At 63.4% G+C, this 23,628-nt stretch carries 25 protein-coding genes and 4 tRNA genes; 23 read left to right on the top strand and 6 right to left on the bottom strand.

The window, feature by feature from the left end; genetic code table 11:
- The first annotated feature begins 13 nt into the window (after positions 1 to 13).
- From secY to AC1RNN_RS08225, 9 genes are all read left to right on the top strand, one after another.
- The gene (gene secY, locus AC1RNN_RS08265; RefSeq protein WP_493091048.1) at positions 14 to 1,324 is read left to right on the top strand and encodes a preprotein translocase subunit SecY; all 1,311 of its coding nucleotides are present in this window, start codon (positions 14 to 16) and stop codon (positions 1,322 to 1,324) included.
- 15 nt (positions 1,325 to 1,339) lie between these two features.
- Positions 1,340 to 1,558, top strand: a complete 219-nt coding sequence (infA, locus tag AC1RNN_RS08260) for a translation initiation factor IF-1 (RefSeq protein ID WP_294770387.1) — start codon at positions 1,340 to 1,342, stop codon at positions 1,556 to 1,558.
- 59 nt (positions 1,559 to 1,617) lie between these two features.
- Positions 1,618 to 1,731: a 50S ribosomal protein L36 gene (gene rpmJ / locus AC1RNN_RS08255; protein ID WP_012348927.1), complete on the top strand. Its 114-nt coding sequence runs from the start codon at positions 1,618 to 1,620 to the stop codon at positions 1,729 to 1,731.
- Between the two features lie 24 nt (positions 1,732 to 1,755).
- A complete protein-coding gene (gene rpsM / locus AC1RNN_RS08250; protein ID WP_087496073.1) occupies positions 1,756 to 2,121 on the top strand; it encodes a 30S ribosomal protein S13 in 366 nt (121 codons plus the stop codon).
- A 15-nt stretch (positions 2,122 to 2,136) separates the two neighbouring features.
- Complete coding sequence (rpsK, locus tag AC1RNN_RS08245; protein ID WP_094481697.1) at positions 2,137 to 2,541, top strand: 30S ribosomal protein S11; 405 nt, start codon at positions 2,137 to 2,139, stop codon at positions 2,539 to 2,541.
- Positions 2,542 to 2,622: 81 nt separating this feature from the next.
- Complete coding sequence (rpsD, locus tag AC1RNN_RS08240; protein ID WP_493091049.1) at positions 2,623 to 3,246, top strand: 30S ribosomal protein S4; 624 nt, start codon at positions 2,623 to 2,625, stop codon at positions 3,244 to 3,246.
- 107 nt (positions 3,247 to 3,353) lie between these two features.
- On the top strand, positions 3,354 to 4,343 hold the full coding sequence (locus tag AC1RNN_RS08235) for a DNA-directed RNA polymerase subunit alpha (RefSeq protein ID WP_294770380.1): 990 nt from the start codon (positions 3,354 to 3,356) through the stop codon (positions 4,341 to 4,343).
- Positions 4,344 to 4,453: 110 nt separating this feature from the next.
- A complete protein-coding gene (rplQ, locus tag AC1RNN_RS08230) occupies positions 4,454 to 4,849 on the top strand; it encodes a 50S ribosomal protein L17 (RefSeq protein ID WP_479596326.1) in 396 nt (131 codons plus the stop codon).
- A gap of 22 nt (positions 4,850 to 4,871) precedes the next feature.
- A tRNA-Met gene (locus AC1RNN_RS08225) sits at positions 4,872 to 4,948 on the top strand.
- A 103-nt stretch (positions 4,949 to 5,051) separates the two neighbouring features.
- Here the strand turns inward: AC1RNN_RS08225 and AC1RNN_RS08220 are convergent.
- The 4 genes from AC1RNN_RS08220 to apaG are packed head-to-tail and all read right to left on the bottom strand — an operon-like array spanning position 5,052 to position 9,249.
- Positions 5,052 to 5,840 carry a Crp/Fnr family transcriptional regulator gene (locus tag AC1RNN_RS08220; RefSeq protein WP_493091050.1) on the bottom strand — a complete coding sequence of 263 codons (789 nt, stop codon included), beginning with the start codon at positions 5,838 to 5,840 and terminating at the stop codon, positions 5,052 to 5,054.
- 2 nt (positions 5,841 to 5,842) lie between these two features.
- A complete protein-coding gene (gene thiL, locus AC1RNN_RS08215; RefSeq protein WP_493091075.1) occupies positions 5,843 to 6,844 on the bottom strand; it encodes a thiamine-phosphate kinase in 1,002 nt (333 codons plus the stop codon).
- 15 nt (positions 6,845 to 6,859) lie between these two features.
- The gene (locus tag AC1RNN_RS08210; RefSeq protein ID WP_493091052.1) at positions 6,860 to 8,857 is read right to left on the bottom strand and encodes a site-specific recombinase; all 1,998 of its coding nucleotides are present in this window, start codon (positions 8,855 to 8,857) and stop codon (positions 6,860 to 6,862) included.
- A complete protein-coding gene (gene apaG, locus AC1RNN_RS08205) occupies positions 8,857 to 9,249 on the bottom strand; it encodes a Co2+/Mg2+ efflux protein ApaG (RefSeq protein ID WP_493091053.1) in 393 nt (130 codons plus the stop codon). Before apaG ends, AC1RNN_RS08210 begins: the two co-directional genes overlap by 1 nt.
- A gap of 59 nt (positions 9,250 to 9,308) precedes the next feature.
- Between apaG and rpe the strand changes: the two genes are divergently transcribed.
- Genes rpe through gph form a run of 3 tightly spaced genes read left to right on the top strand, consistent with a single transcriptional unit; the run spans position 9,309 to position 13,543 of the window.
- Positions 9,309 to 9,986 carry a ribulose-phosphate 3-epimerase gene (gene rpe / locus AC1RNN_RS08200; protein ID WP_493091054.1) on the top strand — a complete coding sequence of 226 codons (678 nt, stop codon included), beginning with the start codon at positions 9,309 to 9,311 and terminating at the stop codon, positions 9,984 to 9,986.
- 27 nt (positions 9,987 to 10,013) lie between these two features.
- A complete protein-coding gene (locus AC1RNN_RS08195; RefSeq protein ID WP_493091056.1) occupies positions 10,014 to 12,821 on the top strand; it encodes an EAL domain-containing protein in 2,808 nt (935 codons plus the stop codon).
- A 17-nt stretch (positions 12,822 to 12,838) separates the two neighbouring features.
- A complete protein-coding gene (gph, locus tag AC1RNN_RS08190) occupies positions 12,839 to 13,543 on the top strand; it encodes a phosphoglycolate phosphatase (RefSeq protein ID WP_493091076.1) in 705 nt (234 codons plus the stop codon).
- Between the two features lie 21 nt (positions 13,544 to 13,564).
- Here the strand turns inward: gph and AC1RNN_RS08185 are convergent, their stop codons facing one another.
- Together AC1RNN_RS08185 and AC1RNN_RS08180 are read right to left on the bottom strand one after the other, a co-directional pair.
- Positions 13,565 to 15,118, bottom strand: coding sequence for a methyl-accepting chemotaxis protein (locus AC1RNN_RS08185; RefSeq protein ID WP_493091057.1), 1,554 nt, complete (start codon positions 15,116 to 15,118; stop codon positions 13,565 to 13,567).
- Between the two features lie 174 nt (positions 15,119 to 15,292).
- Positions 15,293 to 15,880 carry a chalcone isomerase family protein gene (locus tag AC1RNN_RS08180; RefSeq protein ID WP_493091059.1) on the bottom strand — a complete coding sequence of 196 codons (588 nt, stop codon included), beginning with the start codon at positions 15,878 to 15,880 and terminating at the stop codon, positions 15,293 to 15,295.
- Between the two features lie 398 nt (positions 15,881 to 16,278).
- On the opposite strand from AC1RNN_RS08180, the gene trpE reads away from it, so the two are divergent.
- The 11 genes from trpE (at position 16,279) to AC1RNN_RS08125 (ending at position 23,468) form a co-directional block, all read left to right on the top strand.
- Positions 16,279 to 17,796, top strand: coding sequence for an anthranilate synthase component I (gene trpE, locus AC1RNN_RS08175; RefSeq protein WP_493091061.1), 1,518 nt, complete (start codon positions 16,279 to 16,281; stop codon positions 17,794 to 17,796).
- Positions 17,793 to 18,125, top strand: a complete 333-nt coding sequence (locus AC1RNN_RS08170) for a chorismate mutase (protein WP_493091063.1) — start codon at positions 17,793 to 17,795, stop codon at positions 18,123 to 18,125. The genes trpE and AC1RNN_RS08170 overlap by 4 nt, the downstream gene beginning before the upstream one ends.
- Complete coding sequence (locus tag AC1RNN_RS08165; RefSeq protein WP_493091064.1) at positions 18,122 to 18,697, top strand: anthranilate synthase component II; 576 nt, start codon at positions 18,122 to 18,124, stop codon at positions 18,695 to 18,697. The genes AC1RNN_RS08170 and AC1RNN_RS08165 overlap by 4 nt, the downstream gene beginning before the upstream one ends.
- A 75-nt stretch (positions 18,698 to 18,772) precedes the next feature.
- Positions 18,773 to 19,846 carry a low-specificity L-threonine aldolase gene (gene ltaE / locus AC1RNN_RS08160; RefSeq protein WP_493091077.1) on the top strand — a complete coding sequence of 358 codons (1,074 nt, stop codon included), beginning with the start codon at positions 18,773 to 18,775 and terminating at the stop codon, positions 19,844 to 19,846.
- Between the two features lie 16 nt (positions 19,847 to 19,862).
- Positions 19,863 to 20,516 (top strand): LysE family translocator, encoded by a 654-nt coding sequence (locus AC1RNN_RS08155; protein WP_493091066.1) that lies wholly within the window; start codon positions 19,863 to 19,865, stop codon positions 20,514 to 20,516.
- A gap of 12 nt (positions 20,517 to 20,528) precedes the next feature.
- Positions 20,529 to 21,569, top strand: coding sequence for an anthranilate phosphoribosyltransferase (trpD, locus tag AC1RNN_RS08150; RefSeq protein WP_493091067.1), 1,041 nt, complete (start codon positions 20,529 to 20,531; stop codon positions 21,567 to 21,569).
- Between the two features lie 11 nt (positions 21,570 to 21,580).
- A complete protein-coding gene (gene trpC / locus AC1RNN_RS08145) occupies positions 21,581 to 22,372 on the top strand; it encodes an indole-3-glycerol phosphate synthase TrpC (protein WP_493091068.1) in 792 nt (263 codons plus the stop codon).
- Between the two features lie 3 nt (positions 22,373 to 22,375).
- Positions 22,376 to 23,080 (top strand): uracil-DNA glycosylase, encoded by a 705-nt coding sequence (locus AC1RNN_RS08140; RefSeq protein WP_493091070.1) that lies wholly within the window; start codon positions 22,376 to 22,378, stop codon positions 23,078 to 23,080.
- Positions 23,081 to 23,141: 61 nt separating this feature from the next.
- Positions 23,142 to 23,227 (top strand) — tRNA-Tyr (locus tag AC1RNN_RS08135).
- 31 nt (positions 23,228 to 23,258) lie between these two features.
- Positions 23,259 to 23,332: transfer RNA gene (locus AC1RNN_RS08130), tRNA-Gly, on the top strand.
- 61 nt (positions 23,333 to 23,393) lie between these two features.
- Positions 23,394 to 23,468 (top strand) — tRNA-Thr (locus AC1RNN_RS08125).
- Positions 23,469 to 23,628: the final 160 nt, after the last annotated feature.

Genomic DNA, 23,628 nt, shown 5'->3' with positions numbered 1-23,628 from the left:
CGAAAGTTAGCAAGTGGCAACAAACGCGGCTCAAACAGCAAAGACTGGCAAGTTCGGCGACCTGCGTCGCCGCCTTGTGTTTTTGCTGCTCGCTCTGGTGGTTTACCGCCTGGGGGCGCACATTCCAGTGCCTGGCATCGATCCCGCGCAGCTGCAGCAGCTGTTCAAGGGTCAGCAAGGCGGCATATTGAGTTTGTTCAATATGTTCTCGGGTGGTGCGCTTTCCCGCTTCACCATCTTCGCGCTGGGGATCATGCCGTACATCTCGGCCTCCATCGTGATGCAGCTGCTCACCTACGTCCTCCCGGCGTTTGAGCAACTGAAGAAGGAAGGTGAAGCCGGACGTCGCAAGATCACCCAGTACACGCGTTACGGCACGCTGGGTCTGGCACTGTTCCAGTCCCTGGGTATCGCCTTGGCGCTGGAGGCATCTGCTGGTCTCGTGATTGCACCGGGTTTTGGTTTCCGTATGACGACCGTCGTGACGCTGACCGCAGGCACCATGTTCCTCATGTGGCTGGGCGAGCAGATCACGGAGCGTGGCTTGGGCAATGGGATATCCATCCTGATCTTCGGCGGTATTGCCGCGGGTCTGCCCAATGCGGTGGGTGGTTTACTGGAGTTGGTTCGTACGGGTTCCATGAGCATCATCGTCGCACTGATGATCGTTGCTCTGGTGGCCCTGGTGACCTACTTCGTGGTGTTCGTCGAGCGTGGACAGCGCAAGATTCTCGTAAATTACGCCCGTCGCCAGGTTGGCAACAAGGTGTATGGCGGGCAGTCTTCGCATCTGCCGCTGAAGCTGAACATGGCGGGTGTGATTCCCCCCATCTTCGCCTCTTCGATCATCCTGCTGCCCGCAACGGTTGCCAACTGGTTCAGTTCCGGTGACTCGATGCGCTGGCTCAAAGACATCGCCAGCACGCTAAGCCCCGGCCAGCCCGTGTACGTGATGTTGTATGCCGCCGCTATCGTGTTCTTCTGCTTTTTCTATACGGCCTTGGTGTTCAACAGCCGTGAGACTGCAGATAACCTGAAGAAGAGTGGTGCATTCATTCCAGGTATTCGCCCGGGTGACCAAACCGCTAAGTACATTGACAAGATTCTGTTGCGCTTGACTTTGGCGGGTGCAATCTACATCACATTCGTGTGTTTGTTGCCTGAATTCTTGATCCTGAAATACAACGTGCCATTCTATTTTGGTGGTACATCGCTGTTGATTATTGTGGTGGTGACCATGGACTTCATGGCCCAGGTTCAAAACTACATGATGTCGCAGCAATACGAGTCTTTGCTCAAGAAAGCGAACTTTAAGGCTTCTTGAATCGGGTAGTGTCCGATGGCAAAAGACGACGTGATTCAGATGCAGGGTGAGGTGGTTGAAAATCTGCCGAACGCTACATTCAGGGTTAAGTTGGAAAATGGCCATGTAGTGTTAGGCCATATTTCCGGAAAGATGCGTATGCACTACATACGTATTCTTCCAGGTGACAAAGTCACTGTTGAGATGACTCCGTACGACTTAAGTCGGGCACGGATTGTGTTTAGAGCCAAGTAATAGCGCAGGTTCCGCGCGAATCAAAGTCGGAACGGAGCTAAGAGTTTTAGGAGAGAAAAATGAAGGTTTCGGCTTCGGTCAAGAAAATTTGCCGCAACTGCAAAATTATCCGTCGCAAGGGCGTTGTGCGCGTGATCTGTACAGATCCCCGTCACAAGCAGCGTCAGGGTTAATTGCAAGAGTTTTAGAGGACGAAAATGGCACGTATCGCTGGCATCAACATTCCGCCGCATCAGCATTCTGAAATTGGCCTGACCGCCATTTTTGGTATTGGTCGCACTCGCGCCCGCAAGATCTGTGAAGCTTGCGGCATCGCTTACTCCAAGAAGGTCAAGGACCTGACGGACAGCGATCTGGAGAAAATTCGCGATCAAATCGCTCAGTTTACAATTGAGGGTGATTTGCGTCGTGAGACAACCATGAACATCAAGCGTTTGATGGACATTGGTTGCTACCGCGGCTTCCGCCACCGTCGTGGCCTGCCCATGCGTGGTCAGCGTACCCGCACCAACGCCCGTACCCGCAAAGGCCCGCGTAAGGCTGCTGCGTCCTTGAAGAAATAATTGGGATAAACCAACATGGCAAAAGCCCCCTCCAACAGCGCAGCGCAGCGCGTCCGCAAGAAGGTTCGCAAGAATGTTGCGGACGGTATCGCGCACGTGCACGCTTCGTTCAACAACACCATCATCACCATCACGGATCGCCAAGGCAACGCACTGTCCTGGGCTTCTTCCGGTGGTCAAGGTTTCAAGGGCTCCCGCAAGTCCACTCCCTTCGCTGCCCAGGTGGCATCCGAAGTGGCTGGCCGCGCAGCGCTTGAGCAAGGCATCAAGAACCTGGACGTCGAGATCAAGGGCCCCGGCCCCGGTCGCGAATCCTCCGTTCGTGCCTTGGCTGCATTGGGTATCCGCATCAACATGATTGCTGATGTGACTCCCGTGCCGCACAACGGTTGCCGCCCTCAAAAGCGCCGCCGTATCTAATTTATCAACAAGCCCACCGCCGTCAACTTTCGTTGACGGCTCCCGCATTTCTGTGCGGAAGATGACATAAAGGAAGTTCAAGTGGCACGCTATCTCGGCCCCAAGGCCAAACTCTCCCGCCGCGAAGGCACGGACCTGTTCCTGAAGAGCGCACGCCGCTCTATCGGCGACAAGGCCAAGTTCGACTCCAAGCCTGGTCAGCACGGCCGCACCTCTGGTGCCCGTACCTCCGACTACGGCCTGCAACTGCGCGAGAAGCAAAAAGTCAAGCGCATGTATGGCGTGCTGGAGCGTCAATTCCGCCGCTACTTCGCAGAAGCCGATCGTCGCAAGGGCAACACCGGTGCCAACCTGATGTCCCTGCTGGAATCCCGCCTGGACAACGTTGTGTACCGCATGGGCTTCGGTTCCACCCGCGCAGAAGCACGCCAACTCGTGTCGCACAAGGCCATCACCGTGAACGGCAATGCCGTGAACATCCCTTCCTACATGGTCAAGGCCGGTGACGTCATCGCCGTGCGCGAAAAGTCCAAGAAGCAAAACCGCATTGTTGAAGCCCTGCAATTGGCCCAACAAGTGGGCATGCCTGCCTGGGTCGAAGTGAGCATCGACAAAGCCGAAGGTACCTTCAAGTCGGTTCCTGACCGTGACCAATTCGGTGCCGACATCAACGAATCGTTGATCGTCGAACTGTATTCGCGCTAATAGCATCTGAGTCGTTGAAATCGTTCCTACGTCGCGGGGCACCGCGATGTAGGTGCTTCACCAGCCTTACCGGCGTAACGAGCCGGGGGTATTGAGAGGAAGTTTGAATGCAAAATAGTTTGCTGAAGCCCAAGTCCATCAGTGTTGAACAAACCGGTGTCAACCGTGCCAAAGTGGCTCTCGAGCCGTTTGAGCGTGGCTATGGCCACACATTGGGCAACGCGCTGCGTCGCGTGCTCTTGTCCTCCATGCCTGGATTTGCAGCAACCGAAGTCACGATTGCAGGCGTTCTGCATGAGTACTCTTCGATCGACGGCGTGCAAGAAGATGTGGTCAACATCCTTCTGAACCTCAAGGGTGTGGTGTTCAAGCTCCACAACCGTGAAGAAGTGACCCTGAGCCTGCGCAAGGACGCAGAAGGCTTGGTCACGGCTGCAGACATCCAGACTCCCCATGATGTTGAAATCATCAACCCGGATCATGTGATCGCCACCCTGTCGCACGGCGGCAAGCTGGACATGCAGATCAAGGTTGAAAAGGGTCGTGGCTATGTGCCCGGCAGCATGCGCCGTTACGCGGATGAACCCAACAAGTCCATCGGCCGTATCGTTCTGGACGCCTCGTTCTCCCCCGTGAAGCGCGTGAGCTACACCGTGGAAAGCGCCCGGGTGGAACAGCGTACCGATCTGGACAAGCTGGTTGTTGAAATCGAAACCAACGGTGCGCTGTCTGCAGAAGATGCAGTGCGCGCATCCGCCAAGATTCTGGTGGAACAGCTGGCTGTGTTTGCCCAGCTCGAAGGCAGCGAATTGGCTGCGTTCGACTCTCCGGCACCGCGTGGCAATACGCAATTCGATCCGATCCTGCTGCGTCCTGTGGACGAACTGGAACTGACGGTGCGTTCCGCCAACTGCCTGAAGGCTGAAAACATCTACTACATCGGTGACCTGATCCAGCGCACCGAGAACGAGCTGCTCAAGACCCCCAACCTGGGTCGCAAGTCGCTCAACGAAATCAAGGAAGTGCTGGCCTCTCGCGGCCTCACCCTGGGGATGAAGCTGGAAAGCTGGCCCCCGGCTTCCCTGGAAAAGCGCTAAGCGCTTTCACCAAAAGCGCTTAACGCTTATTTGAAATGGACCCCTAGGGGTTCCGTGCCACGGGCAGTACCTGATACGGCTGCCTGTTATTAAAACTGAAGGAAATTATCATGCGTCACGGACACGGACTACGTAAACTCAATCGCACCAGCTCGCACCGCCTCGCGATGCTGCGCAACATGATGAACTCGCTCATCGAGCACGAAGTCATCAAGACCACGGTCCCCAAGGCCAAGGAACTGCGCCGTGTGGTGGAACCCATGATCACCCTGGCCAAGGAAGCCACCGTGGCGAACCGCCGTCTGGCATTCGACCGCCTGCGCGACCGTGACAGCGTGACCAAGCTGTTCGACGTGCTGGGTCCCCGTTTCAAGGCCCGTCCCGGCGGCTATACCCGCATCCTGAAGATGGGTTTCCGCGTGGGTGACAATGCGCCCATGGCCCTCGTTGAGCTGGTGGATCGTGCTGAAGAAGTTGTTGAAACTTCTGACGCAGCCCAAGCTTAATAGGTTATAATTTAAGTCTTGACGCGGAGTGGAGCAGCCTGGTAGCTCGTTGGGCTCATAACCCAAAGGTCGTTAGTTCAAATCTAGCCTCCGCAACCAATAAGACACGTGGTCGTATACCAGTATGGCCACGGCATCAAAGGCTCACTTCGGTGAGCCTTTTTTGTTTTGTGCGCCAGAATTCTTTTGCGCTGTGACGCGCTTATGCGGGATCCAGGGAGCGCAGCATGTGCAGCAGTTCAGCAATGCTGGCGTTGAGGTGACTGACGCTGTTTTCGCGCTGGCTGCGGGCGAAGGCGTGCCAGGTGCTGATGTTGAGAATCTCCAGCTTGCCGTAGGAGATCTTGAGCCATTCCTGTTGTGCGAGTTGTTGCACGTATTCCGAGAACAGCGTGCGTGATACGCCGCACAGCGAGGCGAGGGTGTTTTGGGCGATGGGGATTTCCACGCCTTCCCCGAAGCCAATGGTCGGTGGCCGGTCGGACTTGTAGGCCAGTGCCTCGGCAAACTGGGCCAGCCCCATCACCACACGCAGGCAGGGATTGCCCAGCTTCATGAGCGTGAGGGTTTCCGCAGTTTTCTGCACCCGCCAGGCCATGAGTTTGGCCACATAGCGCGCGAACTGGGGTTCCTGCACAAACAGCGCATCAAACGTGGCGGCGGGTAGCGTCAGGACCTCGGTCGCCGTGAGGCAAACATAGTCGGCAAAGCTGGGCTTGCGGTTAATGATGGACTGCTCGCCGAACCAGCTGCCCTTGCCGTAAATGGACAGGGGTGTGGATTCGGAGTTGGTCGTGGCAACCGAGGCGGACACCAAGCCTTCAATGATGTACTGCCAGTGCCCGACTTCGCCGCCCTTGACCCAGATTCTGCGCCCCGCGTCGAAGGACTGCACTTTGACCAAGCTGGCGGTCTGTGCGGCCACCGCGTCGGGCAGACCCAGCTTGCGCAGGCGCTGCACGATATAGCTGTTGGCGGGGCCGGCTGCCATGCTCAGCGCGCGAAATGGTCGAAGCTGGCCCACGGCCCGGACAGGAGGCAGCCAGTGCCATCGACAACGCGCAGGCCGGGGGCTGCGTCAATGCTGCCGACGCGTGTGACCGCCACACCGCCGGCGCGGGCGGCGGCTTGTACGGCATTGGCATGGGCAGGCGCAGCCGTGAAAACAAGTTCGTAGTCATCTCCGCCGGCAAGCACACACTCCAAGACTTGGGCGTCTGATATTTGATAGTCAAAAGTGCCACTGGCCCCCGTCAAATTTGTGCGAGCAGCTAGCAAATTCATAGCAACGGTTGAGTCCAGCGTCGCCCCTGCCGCGCTGCCTTTCAGGATATGGCCCAGGTCGCCCAGCAGGCCATCGCTGATGTCGGCGGCCGCGCTGGCGATGCCACGCAGCGCCAGGCCCAGGGCGACGCGCGGGGTGGGCTGTTCCAGCCGCTGGCGCGCCAGCGCCATGGCTGCGGGGGGCAGCGTGATCTGGCCTTGCAGGCATTGCAGGGCAAGTGCGGCATCGCCCAAGGTACCGCTGACATAGATGTCGTCGCCGGGGCGGGCGCCGCCGCGTAGCAGGGCCTGCCCCGGCGGCACCTCGCCCATGACGGTGATGCAGATATTGAGGGGGCCGCGCGTAGTGTCCCCGCCCACCAGTGCGCAGCCGTGCGCATCGGCTAGCGCCAACAGACCTTCGGAGAAGGGCTGCAGCCAGGCCGGATCGGCCTCGGGCAGGGCCAGCGCGAGCGTGAAGGCGCGCGGTCGGGCGCCGCAGGCCGCCAGATCACTCAGGTTCACGGCCAGGGCCTTGTGGCCCAGGGTGCGCGGGTCCACATCCGGGAAGAAGTGGCGGCCGCTGACCAGCATGTCGCTGCTCACGGCCCATTGCATGCCAGGGCTGGGCTGTAGCAGTGCGCAGTCGTCGCCTACGCCCAAGGCCACACCGGCATCCAGCGGCCGGGTGGGCCGCTGGAAATAGCGTGCAATCAGCTCGAATTCACCCAATCCGGCCATGGCCGATCAGGTCCCGCTGTCGCGGGACGGCCAGAAGAAGCTGCCGGGAGCCTGGCGCAGCCGTGCCCGAATGGCCGCCTGAATGCGGGAACGGCCCACGCCGGACACATTGTGGGCTTGCAGCGCCACGCGAAAGGCCAGGTAAAAGCTCACGCCTACGTTTAGCATGCCGATGAAGGGAATGCTGGCGGCGGCCCACCATAGGGCCGGGCTCTTCACCACCTCCCAGCCTAGGGCGGCACAGGCGGCGCCCAGTTGGCCGGTGGACAGGGTGACGTGGCGCACGTCCAGTGCCGGACCCAGAAAGGCCAGGATGGGCGGCACCAGACCCAGCATGAAGCCCAGCGAGATGTTTGCTGCCAACCCTGAGATGTTCTGGCGCATGAACAGGGCCCAGCGGTCGGCCCGCGCCGCGCCCAGCCAGGCCGTGATGCGGGGGTTGAAGCGGATGGCCGAGTCCAGCCGGTGCAGCACAAACCAGTTTTCCACCCAGCCAGCCAGGATGCTGCTGGCAAACAGCAGTACGCCGGTAAAGGCGGCAAACAGCAGGCAGGGCCCCAGCAGCGTGAGCGAGTGCAGCACGTAGATGGCGCGGTCCTCGGTAATCATGTCGTGGCCCAGGGTGTAGCGCATGGCCAGCGACAGCGCGATGGCCACCGGGAACACCACGATGACGTTGCCCAGCACCGCAGCTACCTGCGAGCGCACCAGGTGGGTGACCTCATCCACAAACGCCCCCAGGGCCTGCGCGTCGCTGATGTCCTTGAGCTTGGCGGCCATGGCCGGTGCAGTCATGGCCGGTTGCTTGGTGGCCAGGGTGAAGTGCAGCAGCTGGATGGCCACAAAGCTCAGTGCATAGGAGGCGCCGGACCAGAAGCCCGACCAGAAGGCCGAGAGCCCCAGCGCCATGATGCCGAACTTCATGGCCGTGGTCAGCGCGGTGAGCGCGCCGCCGCCAGCCGCATTGCCCAGCATTTCGCGGTACTCGGCGCGGGTGCGGGTGATGTAGTGCTCGCCCGTTTCGCTGCTGCGCTCGGCCACCTTGGCCGCCAGCAGGGACGAGTTGGACGCCACCAGCGCGCCTATGCTGCGTTGTTCCCGGCTCACGCTGGCCAGGTGCGAGAGCAGGCGGGCGCTGGCGCGGTGGCTCTCGCCGTCCAGCAGGCAATCCAGCAGGGCGCGCACGCGCAACACGCGCTCGCGCAGCTGGCGCAGGCGGAACACCAGATCGACCGAAATGCCGTGCGCGTCCAGATGGGTGTAGACCGAGGCGGCGGCATGGCGGCAGGCATCGAGCTGGCTGCGGAAGTGCTGCACCGCCAGCTGGGTGTCCTGTCCGGCCAGCCAGGCATCGCGGACGGCATCCAGGTCGGAGGAGAGGTTGTGGAAAGGGCTGGCGTCGCGCGCGGGGCTGCTCATGCGCAGCCGGATCTCGGGGGAGAAGCCGGCCGAGCGGATCTGGCTGGTGCAGTAGGTCATGGCCTCCAGCAGCATGCCTTGCCAGTGGGTCAGGCCCGGGTGTTGGGAGGCCAGGTGGCCGCCAGCGGGCGTGCTCAGCAGCTGTGTGAGGCGCTGCAGCGTGGTATCGGGCAGGGCGGCAATCCATTGGGCATCCTGGTCGCCGTCCAGCACCTGGCCGAACAGCTCGGACGCATCCACGGTCTCCGGCGTGGCGGGTAGCAGCTTGTGGTGCAGGCGGTCCACCAATTCGCTGACAAAGGCATTGCGCGATGCGAAGCCGTAGTCCGAGAGCAGGGTGCTGCCGTCCACCGTGTGCAGTAGCGCGCGCCACCAGGCCTGCAGTTTCTCGGCAGTGTGCGGACGCGCATCGAGCACATCGAGCAGCAGGTTCACACGGCCGGCTGCCGCCTCGGGGCTGTCGCCATCGCCACGTACCCAGTCGATCAGCTCAATCAGCCAGACATGGCGCTCGACCAGCCCGGCTTCGGGGTTCAGCGTCTCCAGCAGGGTGGAGATATCGCGGTGGTGCGGGTGCGCCACCATCAGTGCAGGGTGCGGGAGCCACCCGCATCGCTCAAGGCATCCAGCACGAACATGGGGATGTCCGCATCGAACTTCTCGCCATCCTCGGCCACGCAGAAGAAGGTGCCGTGCATGGTACCGGTGGGCGTGCGCAGGCGCGTGCCGCTGGTGTACTCAAAAGCCTGGCCCGGCTTGAGCAGGGGCTGCTGGCCGACCACGCCAAGGCCTTTGACCTTTTCGGTGTGGCCATTGGAGTCGTTCACGTTCCAGGTGCGGGAAATCAGCTGGGCAGTGACCTCGCCGGTGTTGGTAATGGTGATGGTGTACGCAAACACGTACAGTCCGTCATCCGGCGCGGACTGGTCGGGCAGGTATTGGGGCGTCACTTCCACCAAGAATTCGTATTTGGCCATGGGCCAATGCTACCTGCGAAAATAGGAGCCCTGTCAATATCCCGCCAAAGCCCACTGCCATGACGTACCGCATCGCCCCCTCCATCCTGTCTGCCGACTTTGCCCGCCTGGGCGAGGAGGTGAAAAACGTCATTGACGCTGGTGCCGACTGGATCCACTTCGACGTGATGGACAACCATTACGTGCCCAACCTGACCTTTGGTCCCATGATCTGCAGCGCCCTCAAACCCCATGCCAAGACGGCTGCGGGCGTGGCGGTGCCGATTGATGTGCACCTGATGATTTCGCCGGTGGACGCCTTGGCCGCCAGCTTTGCCGAGGCCGGAGCCGACTACATCAGCTTCCACCCTGACGCCTCCAGCCACGTGCACCGCAGCATCCAGGCCATCAAAAGCAAGGGTGTGAAGGCCGGCCTGACCTTCAACCCGGCGGAGCCGCTGGATGTGCTGGACTGGGTGATCGACGATATCGACCTCATCCTCATCATGAGCGTGAACCCCGGCTTTGGCGGACAAAGCTTCATCGACTCCGCATTGCGCAAGATCGAGGATGTGCGCAAGCGCATTGAGGCCTCCGGCAAGGACATCCGCCTGGAAGTGGACGGGGGCATCAAGACCGACAACGTCCGCCGCGTGGCCGATGCGGGCGCCGATACCTTTGTCGCCGGCAGCGCCATTTTCGGCAAGCCCGACTACAAGGCCGTGGTGGACGCCATGCGCCTGGCCCTGAAGGCCTGAGCGGCCATTGGCCAACGCCTGGTGCCTGTGAGCTCCCGCTTCCGCAAAATGGTGCTGGCCTTTACCGGCAGCGGCATGGCGCACCGCCGCGTGCGCCTGGCCATGTACGGGATGATGGTGCTGCTGGCGCTGCTGTCCCTCATCCGTGCCTGGCGCATCACCGATTCGGAAGCCATGCGCCAGATGGACATGGAGATCATCCGCATCGCCAGCGACGAAGGGGCCCTGGCCCAGCGCCTGGGCTCCCAGGCGGAGCAACTCGCCCTGGTAAGCAACCGCCAGCCTGCACAGATTTCCCGTCTTGCCGGCGCGCTGACCGACTCTGTGGCGCAGGCCCGCTACCTGGAGGTGCTGCTGCAGCGGCAGCTGGAGGTGGAGTCGGCCGAGCGTGGCCCGGATGTACAAACGGCGCTGCACGAGTGGCAGCGCCAGCGTGACGCCTTATGGGCGCGTGCCCAGACGGTGCTGTCGCCGCTGCCGCCGGATACGGCTTCGTCTTCCCCGCCCGCGCAGGCCCTTGAGTTGGCGCTGGACGATGCTCTGGTGGCCAACCGGGCGTTGGTGGACGCCGTTCAGCGCGCCGCCGGTGCGCGAAGCGCGCTGTCCACGTTCCAGGCCCAGCGTTTCAGTGGTTTGGCCGTATTGCTGTTTCTGCTGTTGGCGCTCACCGTGGTGGAGCCCACCGCGCGTGCGGTGCGCCGCCAGTACCTGGCGCTGTCGTACCAGACCGAACGGCTCACCCGATTGGCGCGCGTGGCTGAGCTGAGCTCCAATGCCATCGCCATCACCGACGCCCAACACCGTGTGCAGTGGATCAACGCCGCCTTTACCCAGCTCGCCGGCTTTACCCAGACGCAGGCGCAGGGGCGACGAATTGGCACCCTGCTCAAGGCGCGCAGCGCCGACCCGGGCCGCTTTGCCGAGTTCTACGCCGCCCTGCGCGAGCGCCTGGGCATCAAGCGCGAGATCCGCATTGCCACCCGCAAAGCCGAGCTGGGCTGGGCGCTGGTGGACATGCAACCCATCCAGGACGATGCGGGTGACGTCAACGGCTGGGTGCTGGTGGCCACCGACATGACCGAAGTCCGTGCGCAGCAGCAGGTGCTGAGCCTGGCCGTGGACGGTGCCGGGCTGGGCATCTGGCACTGGGACATGGTGGCCGACACGATTACGTGCAACGACCGCTTTCTGGCCATGCTGGGCTACCAGCCTGGCGAGCTGGACATGCAGGCCACGCGCTGGTTCGACCTGATCCACCCCGAAGACCAGGCGCACTGGCAGGAATCGTTGCGCCACCACCTGCGTGAGCCCGCCATTCCGCACCGCCTCTCGGTGCGGGCGCACCACCGGGCCGGGCGCTGGGTGTGGGTGATGTTCACCGGCAATGTGGCCCACCGCGACGTGCAGGGTCGTGCCCTGCGCATGGCCGGTGTGGCTATGGACGTGAACGCCCAGAAGGCGATGGAGCAGCAACTGCGGGTGGCGGCCCGAACCGATGGCCTGACCCAGTTGCCCAACCGCGCGGTGGTGCTGGAGCGCATCCGCAGCGCCATCGAGCGGCACTGGGCCCAGCCGGGCTACAACTTTGCGGTGCTGTTCATGGACTTTGACCGTTTCAAGCAGGTCAACGACACCCTGGGCCACACCGTGGGCGACGAGCTGCTGCGCCAGATCGCGCGCCGCCTGCAGGACAGCCTGCGCCCCGGCGACAGCTTTGTGCACACCAGCGACTTTGCCCAGATGGCGGCGCGCATAGGCGGCGACGAATTTGTGGTGCTGCTGGACGACATCCGTGGCGACCTGGATGCCGAAATCGTGGCCAGCCGCCTGCTCGATGTGCTGGCCGCGCCTTACCAGGTGGAGGGCCACCGCGTGAATTCCACCGTGAGCATCGGCATCGTCACCAGCGCCCATGCCGAGCTGGACGCCGACAGTGTGCTGCGCGACGCTGACATTGCCATGTACGAGGCCAAGCGCACCGGCCGCGCACGCTACGCCATGTTCGACCCGGCCATGCGCCAGCGCGTCAACGCCTCCGTTTCGCTGGAGAACGACCTGCGCCAGGCGCTCACGCTGGGCCAGATGTTCGTGGTCTACCAACCCGTGGTGCAGTTGGGAAGTCAGGCGCTGCGCGGGGTGGAGGCGCTGGTGCGCTGGACGCATCCGCAGCGCGGCATGGTCTCGCCGGTGGACTTCATTCCCGTGGCCGAGGCCTGTGGCCTGATCGACGCGCTGGGCCAGTTTGTGTTGGAGCAGGCCTGCCAGACCTTTGAGCAGCTGCAGCAGCAACTCGGGGAGCAGGCGCCGCCGCGCATTGCCGTCAACCTCTCGCGCGCCCAGCTACGCCAGCCGCGCCTGGTGGCCGATATTCTGGAGGCCGTGCGTTCGCACAACATGTCCCCCCAGCAGCTGGTGCTGGAGGTGACCGAGAGCCTAGCCGCGCAGGACAGCGCGGTGCAGGAAACCCTTCGCGCCATCCGTGCGCTGGGCGTGGGTCTGGCACTGGACGACTTTGGCACCGGTTACTCCTCGCTGTCTTGTCTGCATGAGCTGCCGGTGCACACCGTTAAGATTGACCGTTCCTTTGTGAGCCAGGCCGCGCACAGCGAGTACCACCGTGTATTGATCGAGGCCACCCTGCGCGTGGCCCGCACGCTGGGTCTGGGGACCGTGGCCGAAGGCATAGAAACCCCCGAGCAGGCCGCCCAGATGTTGGCCATGGGCTGCGAACGCGGCCAGGGCTACTGGTTCAGCCGGCCGCTGGAGGCCGCCGCCCTGGTGGCCTGGGTGCAGGCCGGTGGCGCCCAGGTGCCGGCTCCCGAACACGCTACCTGAAGGAACGATTTGTGTCTGTGACTCCCTTGCCCTGGCCGCTGCGCCAGTTTGACGCCGCCATCGTGGACCTGGATGGCACCCTGGTCGATACCCTGGGCGACTTTGTCGAAGCCCTGCAGCGCATGCTGCGCGACCTGCCCGCACCCTTTGCCGGTTTCATCGTCACCCACGCCCTGGTGGAGCAGATGGTGGGCAAAGGCTCGGAACACTTGATAAAAAGCCTGCTAGCCCACGTGGACAGTGCGCAAGCAGCTACGAATTCTGTAGCGTTGTACGAGCAGGCCTGGGCCCGCTACCAGGTGCACTACCAGGCCATCAACGGAGACTACTCGGCCGTCTACCCCGGCGCGCTGGAGGGGCTGCGGCAATGGCAGGCGCAGGGCCTGCACTTGGTCTGCGTCACCAACAAGCCCACTGCGTTCGCCCGTACGCTGCTGCGTCACAAGGGTCTGGATGGCTTCTTTTTGCACGTAATTGGTGGCGACGCCGTCGCACGCAAGAAGCCCGACCCCATGCCCTTGCTGCACGCCTGCAGCCTGCTGGGCACAGAGCCGGACCGTACGCTGATGGTGGGCGATTCCAGCAACGACGCCCAAGCCGCCCGTGCGGCAGGTTGCCCGGTACTGCTGGTGCGTTACGGCTACAACCACGGCGAGCCGGTGGAGGCTGCCGGGGCTGACGCCTATACTGACGCGCTGGACGCGCTGCGCTGGGCCGACTGAGCCAGCGTGCGCTCTCGCCGCTCAGCCCGGCAGCAGGGCGGGGCGGTTGGCGTCGACCTTGAAGACTGCCACCAGCGACACCAGATCCTGCGCCTGCTGCTTGAGCCCGCTGGCCGCCGCAGCCATCTGCTCCACCAGCGCGGCGTTTTGCTGGGTGGCCTGATCGATTTGTGACACGGCCTCGCTGACCTGGCTGACGCCGGTGTTCTGCTCTGAGCTGGCTGCGCTGATCTCGCCCACCATGTCGGTCACGCGGCGGATGGCGCTGACTACCTCTCCCATGGTGTTGCCGGCCTTGTCCACCAGGGTGCTGCCCTGCTCGACCCGTTCCACGCTGGCACCTATCAGTGCCTTGATCTCCTTGGCCGCTTCGGCGCTGCGCCCGGCCAGGGCGCGCACCTCACTGGCCACCACGGCAAAGCCACGGCCCTGCTCACCGGCCCGGGCGGCTTCCACCGCCGCGTTCAACGCCAGGATGTTGGTCTGGAAGGCAATGCCGTCGATCACGCTGATGATTTCGGCGATGCGGCTGGACGACTCGTTGATGTCCTTCATGGTGTGCACCACCTGGGAGACCACCTCGCCGCCCTGTTGCGCCACGCTGGAGGCCTGTGCCGCCATCTGGCTGGCCTGGCGCGCGTTGTCGGCGCTGTGGCTCACCGCCGAGCCCAGCTCTTCCATGCTGGCAGCGGCCTCTTCCAGCGCGCTGGCTTGCTGTTCGGTGCGGGCCGACAGGTCGTGGTTGCCCTGCGCGATCTCGGAGCTGGCCAGGGCCACGCTCTGCGAGCCCTCGCGTACCTTGATGACCAGGGTGGACAGGCTGCCCTGCATAGACTGCAGCGATCGCATGAGGGCGGCAATCTCGTCGCGGCCCCGAGTCTGCAGGTTGGCCGTCAAGTCGCCACTGGCCACGCGGTCGGCCACCGTGACGGCCTCGTTCAGCGGCTGCACGATTTGTCGGCTCAGCAGGATGCTGCCCACCAGCCCGGCCAGGGTCACCAGCACCATGACGCTGTAGGCCAGGGTGCTGCCGCGGGCTGCGGTGGTGCTGGCGGTCTCGGAGACCTTGGCCTCCTGTTCGGAAAGCTGTTTGCGCAGTTCGCCCAGCAGGGCCACGGCATCGCGGTCCTTACCGCGGGCGGCCTTGTCACCGGCCGCGTAGTCGTTGTCCGCCGCCTTGTAGGCCTGCAGCGCTGCTTCATAGCCCTGGGCGGCGGACTGCATGGCTGCCACGAGCTTGGCTGCGGTTTCCTTGGTCGGCCCGGGGTCCAGCAGGGTGCCCAGCTCGTCCAGGCCCTTGGCCACTGCCTTCATCTCGGCCTGGTGGGCAGTCCAGTAGCGGTCCAGGTCCTTGGCCTCCTTGCCGCGCAGCAGCACGTTTTTCCATTCCTGCACGGCGGTGGAGAAATTGCCCGCAATATCGGCCGCCTTCTTGTTGGCGGCCACGTCGCGCAGGACGTCGTGCTGGTAGGTGGCGACGGCGCCGTTGAGGGTGCTGATGCCAAACATGCCCCCTATGAAAAGCAAGGTCAGGGCGATGGCGAAGGCCAGGGGGAGCTTGAGGCTGAGTTTCATTGCGCATTCTCCAAACGACGTTGTGGAATCACACGGCAAGACCTGTAAACACCTGTAACCAGACTACCGCCAAGCCGGGGCTTTGTCATCCCCCGGCAATGAAAATACGGCGCGCACCCATAAAAAAGCCTGCCAGGTTGCCCGGGCAGGCTTTTGTGCGTGTGGCTTGCGGCCTTACTTCTGGCCCAGCAGCGCGTCCTTGAGGCGGAAGTCGGCCGGCACCGGGCCGAACCAAATGGACATGATGGCCTTGTAGAACTCGGGCTCCTTGAAGGGCTCGCCCTGTACCTTGCCCTTGGCGGTCACCACCATGCCGGTGCCGGGAATCCAGTCCAGCGTGATCACATCGCCTGGTACCAGTACCTTGTTCTGCGTAAAGATGTCCCCCATGCGCAGCAGACCGGGGATCAGCTTGGACATCTCGTTCTTGGGCACGTTGTCTTCCACGCCGCGTGTCAGCAGCTTGCCGAAGGGACCAGCCTCTATCTCGCGCAGAAATGTCATGGTCAGGCGCTTCGGGCCGGGGGCGGCCATCAGCTCGTCGAAATTGCTGACCTTTTGGCTGGTGTAGAGGTCGCCCACATAGACCTTGAACGGACCCTTGTAGCGTGTGCCGGCGCCGTTGAGCTGCAGCTTGCTGCCGCCCACCACGGCGGAATCCTCGACCTTGACCCCATTAATCTCCTGGATGGCCGCAGAGGCCACGGAGCTGGCAAGGAGGGCGCCGCAGAGCAGCGCAGCGAAGGCACGCGAGAGTGTCATGGGGAAAATCCTTAAATAAGAACGATCGTTCTTTTTTGTAAGCAAATTTTGCAATGTCTGGCGCCCGGACGCATCAGGGTTTGTGCGGGTGACGTGAAATTTGAACGCGCCAGCCGGCCCCTGCGCGGGGTTTGCTACACTGGCACGCATGTTTATCCACCACATCAGCAGAATGGGTCTTAGTGACCGGGGAGCCTGGCCCTGGCGTACCTCGTCTGTTGTGCCTGGGCTCTGATACCTGCCGGCCGCCATTTCTGGGCGGCTCCCGCGCGCGGTTCCTGAGCTCTGCGCGGTCAAGTGGCACGGATTCCCCTCCGATCTATTGCGCGCACCCTTTGTGGCTGCAGCTCCGGCTGCCAGCAACCAAATGACAGTGTGATTTGAGAGGCTACGCCCCCATGACCGAATCCGAGTTCCAAGCCCTGCAGGCGCAAGGCTACAACCGCATCCCCCTGAGCACCCAGGCCTTTGCCGACCTGGAAACCCCGCTTTCCCTTTACCTCAAGTTGGCCCGCACCGAGGGCAGCACCGAACCCGCCGCCCACAGCTTCCTGCTGGAATCGGTGGTGGGTGGTGAGCGTTTTGGCCGCTACAGCTTCATCGGCCTGCCGGCTCGTACCCTGCTGCGCGCCAGTGGTTTTGGCGAGCAGGCCCGCACCGAGGTGGTGACCGACGGTGTGGTGGTGGAAACCTCCAGCGCCAACCCGCTGGACTTCATCGCCCAGTACCAGCAGCGCTTCAAGGTGGCGCTGCAACCCGGAATGCCGCGCTTTTGCGGCGGTTTGGCCGGCTACTTTGGCTACGACGCGGTGCGCTACATCGAGAAAAAGCTGCAAACCAGCTGCCCGCCCGATGAGCTGGGCACGCCCGACATCCTGCTGCTGCAGTGCGAGGAGCTGGCGGTGATCGATAACCTCTCGGGCAAGCTGCACCTCATGGTCTATGTGGACCCGGCCACGCCCAACGCCTACGCCGCCGGCCAGGCGCGCCTGACGGCCCTGAAAGCCAAGCTGGCCCAGGCCGTGAGCGCGCCCGAGATCAAGCCCAGCGAGAGCTTTGCACCCCAGCGTGACTTTGCCAAGGCCGACTACGTCGCCGCGGTGGAGCGTGCCAAAGAGATGATTGCCGGGGGCGACTTCATGCAGGTGCAGGTGGGCCAGCGCATCAAGAAGCGCTTCACCGCCTCGCCGCTGAGCCTGTACCGCGCGCTGCGCACGCTGAACCCCAGCCCGTACATGTACTTCTACAACTTCGGCGACTTCCACGTGGTGGGCGCATCGCCGGAGATTCTGGTGCGACAAGAACAAATAACGGCTGGCGACAAGCCAGCCACCAAGGTCACCATCCGCCCCCTGGCCGGCACCCGCCCGCGCGGTGCCACGCCGGAGCTGGACAAGGCGGCCGAGGTGGAGCTGATCGGCGACCCCAAGGAGCGCGCCGAGCACGTGATGCTGATCGACCTGGCGCGCAACGACATCGGCCGCATCGCGCAGATTGGCTCGGTCAAGGTGACGGACGCCTTCATCGTGGAGCGCTACAGCCACGTGATGCACATTGTGAGTAATGTGGAAGGCACGCTGAACGCGGGCATGACCAGCATGGACGTGCTCAAGGCCACCTTCCCGGCCGGCACGCTGACCGGCGCGCCCAAGGTGCACGCCATGGAGGTGATCGACCAGTTGGAGCCCATCAAGCGCGGCATCTACGGCGGCGCCTGCGGCTACCTGAGCTACGCGGGCGACATGGACGTGGCCATCGCCATCCGCACCGGCATCATCAAGGACCAGGTGCTCTACGTGCAGGCGGCAGCCGGCGTGGTGGCTGACAGCGTGCCCGAGCTGGAGTGGAAGGAAACCGAGGCCAAGGCGCGTGCACTCTTGCGCGCGGCTGAGCTGGTGGAGGAGGGCCTGCAATGAGCGCCTCACACAACACCTTGCCTCAAGCCCAACACTGCGAAACCATGGCTGAGGTGCGCAGCCACATCGACGCGCTGGACGAGCGCATCACCGCGCTGCTGGTGGAGCGCACCCACTACATGACCCAGGCCGCCCGCATCAAGCAGGACGCCGCCAAGGTGCACGACCAGGAACGTATCGAATTCATTGCGGAGCGCGTGCGCCGCATGGCTACCGAGCTGGGCGGCCAGCCCGACGTGCTGGAAACCGCCTACCGCGCCCTCATGGACGCATCCATTGCATTTGAGCACCGGGAGTTTGCCCGCCTGCGCCAAGGAGAATCCGCATGAAACTCGTGATGATCGACAACTACGACAGCTTCACCTTCAACATCGTCCAGTACTTTGGCGAGCTGGGTGCGGAGGTGGAGGTGTTCCGCAACGACGAGATCACGCTCGAAGGCATTGCCGCGCGCAAGGCGGACCGACTGGTGATTTCCCCCGGCCCCTGTTCGCCTGCGGAAGCCGGCATTTCGGTCGCCGCCATCCAGCACTTCATGGGCAAGCTGCCCATTCTGGGCGTCTGCCTGGGCCACCAGAGCATTGGCGCCGCGCTGGGCGGCAAGATCATCAGGGCGCAGGAGCTGATGCATGGCAAAACCAGCGTCATTACCACCACGCAGGAGGGCGTGTTCGCAGGCCTGCCGCAGCAGTTCACCGTGAACCGCTACCACTCGCTGGCCATCGAGCGCGCCAGCTGCCCGAAAGATCTGGCCGTGACCGCGTGGACCGATGATGGCGAGATCATGGGTGTGCGCCACACGGGTCTGCCGTTTGCGCAGCGCATGGAGGGCGTGCAGTTCCACCCGGAAAGCATCCTCACCGAGCACGGCCATGCCATGCTGAAGAACTTCCTGCAGTGAGGCAGCCATGAATCACTACGTTTTTGATAGCTGCTTGCGCAATGAATACGGGGGCTAGAGGCCAATATGACCAAGATGATTGATTTGCGCAGTGACACCGTCACGCAACCTACTGCCGCCATGCGCGCGGCCATGATGGCCGCGCCCCTGGGCGACGACGTGTTTGGCGACGACCCCACGGTCAACACGCTGCAGGAGAAGCTGGCCGCGCTGCTGGGCTTTGAGGCCGCGCTCTTCATGCCCACGGGCACCCAGAGCAACCTCTGCGCCATCCTGGCGCACTGCGGCCGGGGCGACGAGTACATCGTCGGCCAGCTGGCCCACACCTACCGCTACGAAGGTGGCGGCGCAGCGGTGCTGGGCAGCGTGCAGCCCCAGCCGCTGGCGCAGGATGCCGGCGGCCAGATGGCGCTGGCCGACATCGCCGGCGCCATCAAGCCCGACGACTGCCACTTCGCCCGCACCCGCCTGCTGTGCCTGGAAAACACCTGGAACGGCCACCCCATGCCCGCCAGCTACCTGCAGCAGGCCAGTGCGCTGGCGCGCGAGAAAGGCCTGGCCATCCATCTGGACGGCGCGCGCCTGTTCAACGCAGCCGTGGCTTCGCGCCAGGCGGGCGAAACCGCGCTGGCCTCGGCTAAACGCATCACCAGTCACTTCGACAGCGTCTCCGTCTGCTTCAGCAAGGGGCTGGGCGCGCCCGTGGGCTCCATGCTGTGCGGTAGCAAGGAACTGATCGCCCGCGCCCACCGCATCCGCAAGATGGCCGGTGGCGGCATGCGCCAGGTCGGACTGCTCGCGGCTGCGGCCAACCATGCGCTGGACCACCATCTGGAGCGTCTGGCCGATGACCACGCCCTGGCCCAGCGCCTGGCGCAGGGGCTGGAAGGCATTGCCGGACTCACCGTGCGCTCGGCCCAGACCAACATCGTGTTTGTGGACGTGGCCGACGGCCGCGGCCCGGAGCTGCTGGCGTACCTGAAGGCACACAACGTGCTGGCTACCGGGCTCATCGGCCTGCGTTTTGTCACGCATCTGGACGTGGACGCGGCCGGCATCGACCATGCGCTGGCCTGCATACGCGCCTTCTTCGCCCAGCCCGCGACCGCAGCCGCTGCCCCAGTGGCGCGCGGCGCAGCCGTGTACTGAGTGAGCCGCCATGTCCATGGATCAACTTCTGCTGTTTGCGGCGACCGGCGTGCTGCTCAACCTCACGCCCGGGCCGGACGTGCTCTACATCGTGACCCACGCGCTGCGCCGCGGCGTGCGCGCCGGCATGGTGGCTGCGTTGGGCATCACGGCGGGCTGCTTTGTCCACATCTTTGCGGCCGCCGTGGGCGTGAGCGCGCTGATGGCGGCATCGGCCACGGCGTTCACCGTGCTCAAGTGGGCGGGCGCCGCCTACCTGGTCTATGTGGGCGTACGCATGCTGCTCAGCAAGCCCGATGGTGCTATGCAATTGGGAGCTGTTGGCGCAGATTCCACGGGGGGTACAGGCCAAAATGGCTTGAAAACCGTGTTCCTGCGCGGTTTCTGGACCAATGCGCTGAACCCCAAGGTGGCGCTGTTCTTCCTGGCCTTTGTGCCGCAGTTCATCGCGCCCGCGGTGGAGCACAAGCCGCTGGCCTTTCTGCTGCTGGGCCTGCTGTTCAACTTCAATGGCCTGTGGGTGAACCTGGGCTGGGCCGTAGCCGCCGCCTGGCTGGCAGGCTGTGCTGGTGTGGTGCAAAAGAGCATGCATTGGCTGGACCGCATCGCCGGCGCGATGTTTGTAGGATTCGGAATCAAACTGGCGCTGACTGCAGCGCCCAAAGCCTAAGGAGCCCGGGCCATGACCCAGACCGTCAAAATCACCCCGCAGGAAGCCCTGCAGCGCACCATTGAGCACCGCGAAATCTTCCACGACGAGATGCTGCACCTGATGCGCCAGATCATGTCCGGCGAAATGTCGCCCGTCATGATGGCGGCCCTCATTACCGGGCTGCGCGTCAAAAAAGAGACCATCGGCGAGATCACCGCCGCCGCGCAGGTCATGCGCGAGTTCTCCACCAAGGTGGAAGTGGCCGACAAAACCAACCTCGTGGATATCGTGGGTACCGGCGGTGATGGCTCGCACACCTTCAATATCTCCACCTGCAGCATGTTCGTGGCCGCCGCCGCGGGCGCCAAGGTCAGCAAGCACGGCGGGCGCAGCGTCAGCAGCAAGAGCGGCAGTGCCGATGTACTCGAGGCCCTGGGCCTGAACATCAACCTCGCGCCCGCGCAGATCGCCCAGTGCATCGCCGAGCAGGGCATAGGCTTCATGTTCGCGCCCAACCACCACCCCGCCATGAAAAACGTGGCGCCGGTACGCAAGGAGATGGGCGTGCGCACCATCTTCAACATCCTGGGCCCGCTAACCAACCCGGCTGGTGCCCCCAACATCCTCATGGGCGTGTTCCATGCGGATTTGGTGGGCATCCAGGTGCGCGCGCTGCAGCGCCTGGGCGCCGAGCACGCGCTGGTCGTCTACGGCCGCGACGGCATGGACGAAGTGAGCCTGGGCGCAGGCACCATGGTGGGCGAGCTGAAGAATGGCGAGATCCGCGAATACGAAATCCACCCCGAGGACTTCGGCATGGTGATGGCCAGCAACCGCGCGCTCAAGGTGGAAACCGCCGAGGATTCGCGTGCCATGCTGCTGGGTGTGCTGAACAACCAGGCCGGCCCGGCCAAGGACATCGTGCTGCTCAACGCGGGCGCCGCGCTCTATGCCGCCAATGTGGCGAGTAGCATGGAAGATGGCATCAAGCTTGCGCGAACAGCTATCGAAACAGGAGCGGCTAAGGCCAAGCTTGATGCGCTGGTGGCGCTGTCGGCCCGCCTGGCCTGAAAGGAAAATCCATGAGCGACATTCTCGACAAAATCGTTGCGGTCAAACACCAGGAGGTGGCAGCCGCCCGCAAACGCAAATCGCTGGAGGTAGTGCGTACTGACGCCGAATCCCGCGTGCTCACACGCGACTTCGTGGGTGCCCTGCGCGCCAAGGTGGCGGCGGGCAAACCGGCTGTTATCGCCGAGGTCAAGAAAGCCAGCCCGTCCAAGGGCGTGCTGCGTGCCGACTTCATCCCGGCCGACATTGCGCAAAGCTACGCCGAGTACGGCGCGGCCTGCCTCTCGGTGCTCACCGACGTGCAGTTCTTCCAGGGCGAGGTGGACTACCTCAAGCAGGCCCGCGCCAGCTGCCAACTGCCCGTGCTGCGCAAGGATTTCATGGTCGATGCGTACCAGATCTACGAGTCCCGCGCCATGGGCGCCGACGCCATCTTGCTGATCGCCGCCTGCCTGGACGACGCGCAGATGCGCGAGTTCGAAGCCATTGCCCGCAGCCTGGACATGGCGGTGCTGGTGGAAGTGCACGACCAGCCCGAACTGGAGCGCGCCCTGAAGCTCAAGACCCCGCTGATCGGCATCAACAACCGCAACCTCAAAACCTTCGAGGTCTCGCTGGACACCACCCTGGCCCTGAAGTCCATGGTGCCGGCGGACCGCCTGCTGGTCACCGAGAGCGGTATCCACACGCGCGACGACGTGCTGCGCATGGGCGCCGCGGGTGTCAATGCCTTCCTCGTGGGCGAAGCCTTCATGCGCGCGCCCGAGCCCGGCGAGGCGCTGGACGCGCTGTTCGGCGGGTGAGCCATGGCAGACCAGTTGCTGCGTGCCGACCCTGCCGACTGGCCCGTGGCGCCGGGTTGGCAGGCGCTGACCGACCGATTCTTCGCCGCCGAGGCGGGGCAGGGCCTGCTGCAGTTCCTGCAGCAGCGGCTAGAGGCTGGCGCGGTGGTGTTTCCGCCCCAGCCCCTGCGGGCGCTGCAGCTCACCCCGCCCGAAGAGGTCCGCGTGGTGATCCTGGGGCAGGACCCTTACCACGGGCGTGGCCAGGCCGAGGGCCTGGCCTTCTCGGTGGCGCCGGGCGTGGCCTTTCCTCCTTCGCTGCGCAACATCTTCAAGGAATTGCAGCGCGATTTGGGCACACCGCCACCGGCCTTTCCCCAGCCGGGTGGCAGTCTCGTGAAATGGGCGCAAAAAGGCGTGCTGCTGCTCAACACCTGCCTCACGGTGGAGGAGGGCCAGCCCGCCAGCCACTCCGGCCGGGGCTGGGAGCTGCTGACCGACTCGGTGATCCGCCAGGTCTCCAAGGAGGCCCAGCCCGCCGTCTTCATGCTCTGGGGCGCACATGCCCAGAGCAAGCGCGCGTTGATCGATGCGAGCCGCCATCTGGTGCTCACGGCCAACCACCCCTCGCCGCTGTCAGCCCTGCGCCCGCCTGTGCCCTTCATTGGCTGTGGACATTTCTCGCAAGCGCGGGACTGGCGCGACCAACACGCACCCGCAGAAAAATGAAATTTCTGAGGAAGTTCATGACGAAGGCAAATTAACGTGGCATAATCCGGGGTTCACCGAAGGAGAGGTGGCCGAGTGGTTAATGGCAGCAGACTGTAAATCTGCCCTCTTACGAGTACGCTGGTTCGAATCCAGCCCTCTCCACCAGTGATGAGCTGATCGTTTTGGATGAGTCCGTGCGGGGTTCGTATAGTGGTAATACCTTAGCCTTCCAAGCTAAAGCGAGGAGTTCGATTCTCCTACCCCGCTCCAGAGCCCGGTTTGTTGATGGTGGCGGTGCAGATTTTTAAAAGCTTGTCTCTGACAAACTTTTGCCCTTTTGGCTCAGTGGTAGAGCACTCCCTTGGTAAGGGAGAGGTCGCGGGTCCGATTCCCGCAAAGGGCACCATTTTTAGGCGTTGCCGCTGGCATGTTGGTGATGGCGGTAATGCAAATTTGATTGTTTGAACCCATTACTTTTCGGAGCTGAACATGGCAAAAGAAAAATTCACACGTACCAAGCCGCACGTCAACGTGGGCACCATTGGCCACGTGGACCACGGCAAAAC

This window comes from Rhodoferax sp. GW822-FHT02D07, from assembly GCF_058802405.1.
This window is presented reverse-complemented; position numbering and strand designations above follow the sequence as displayed.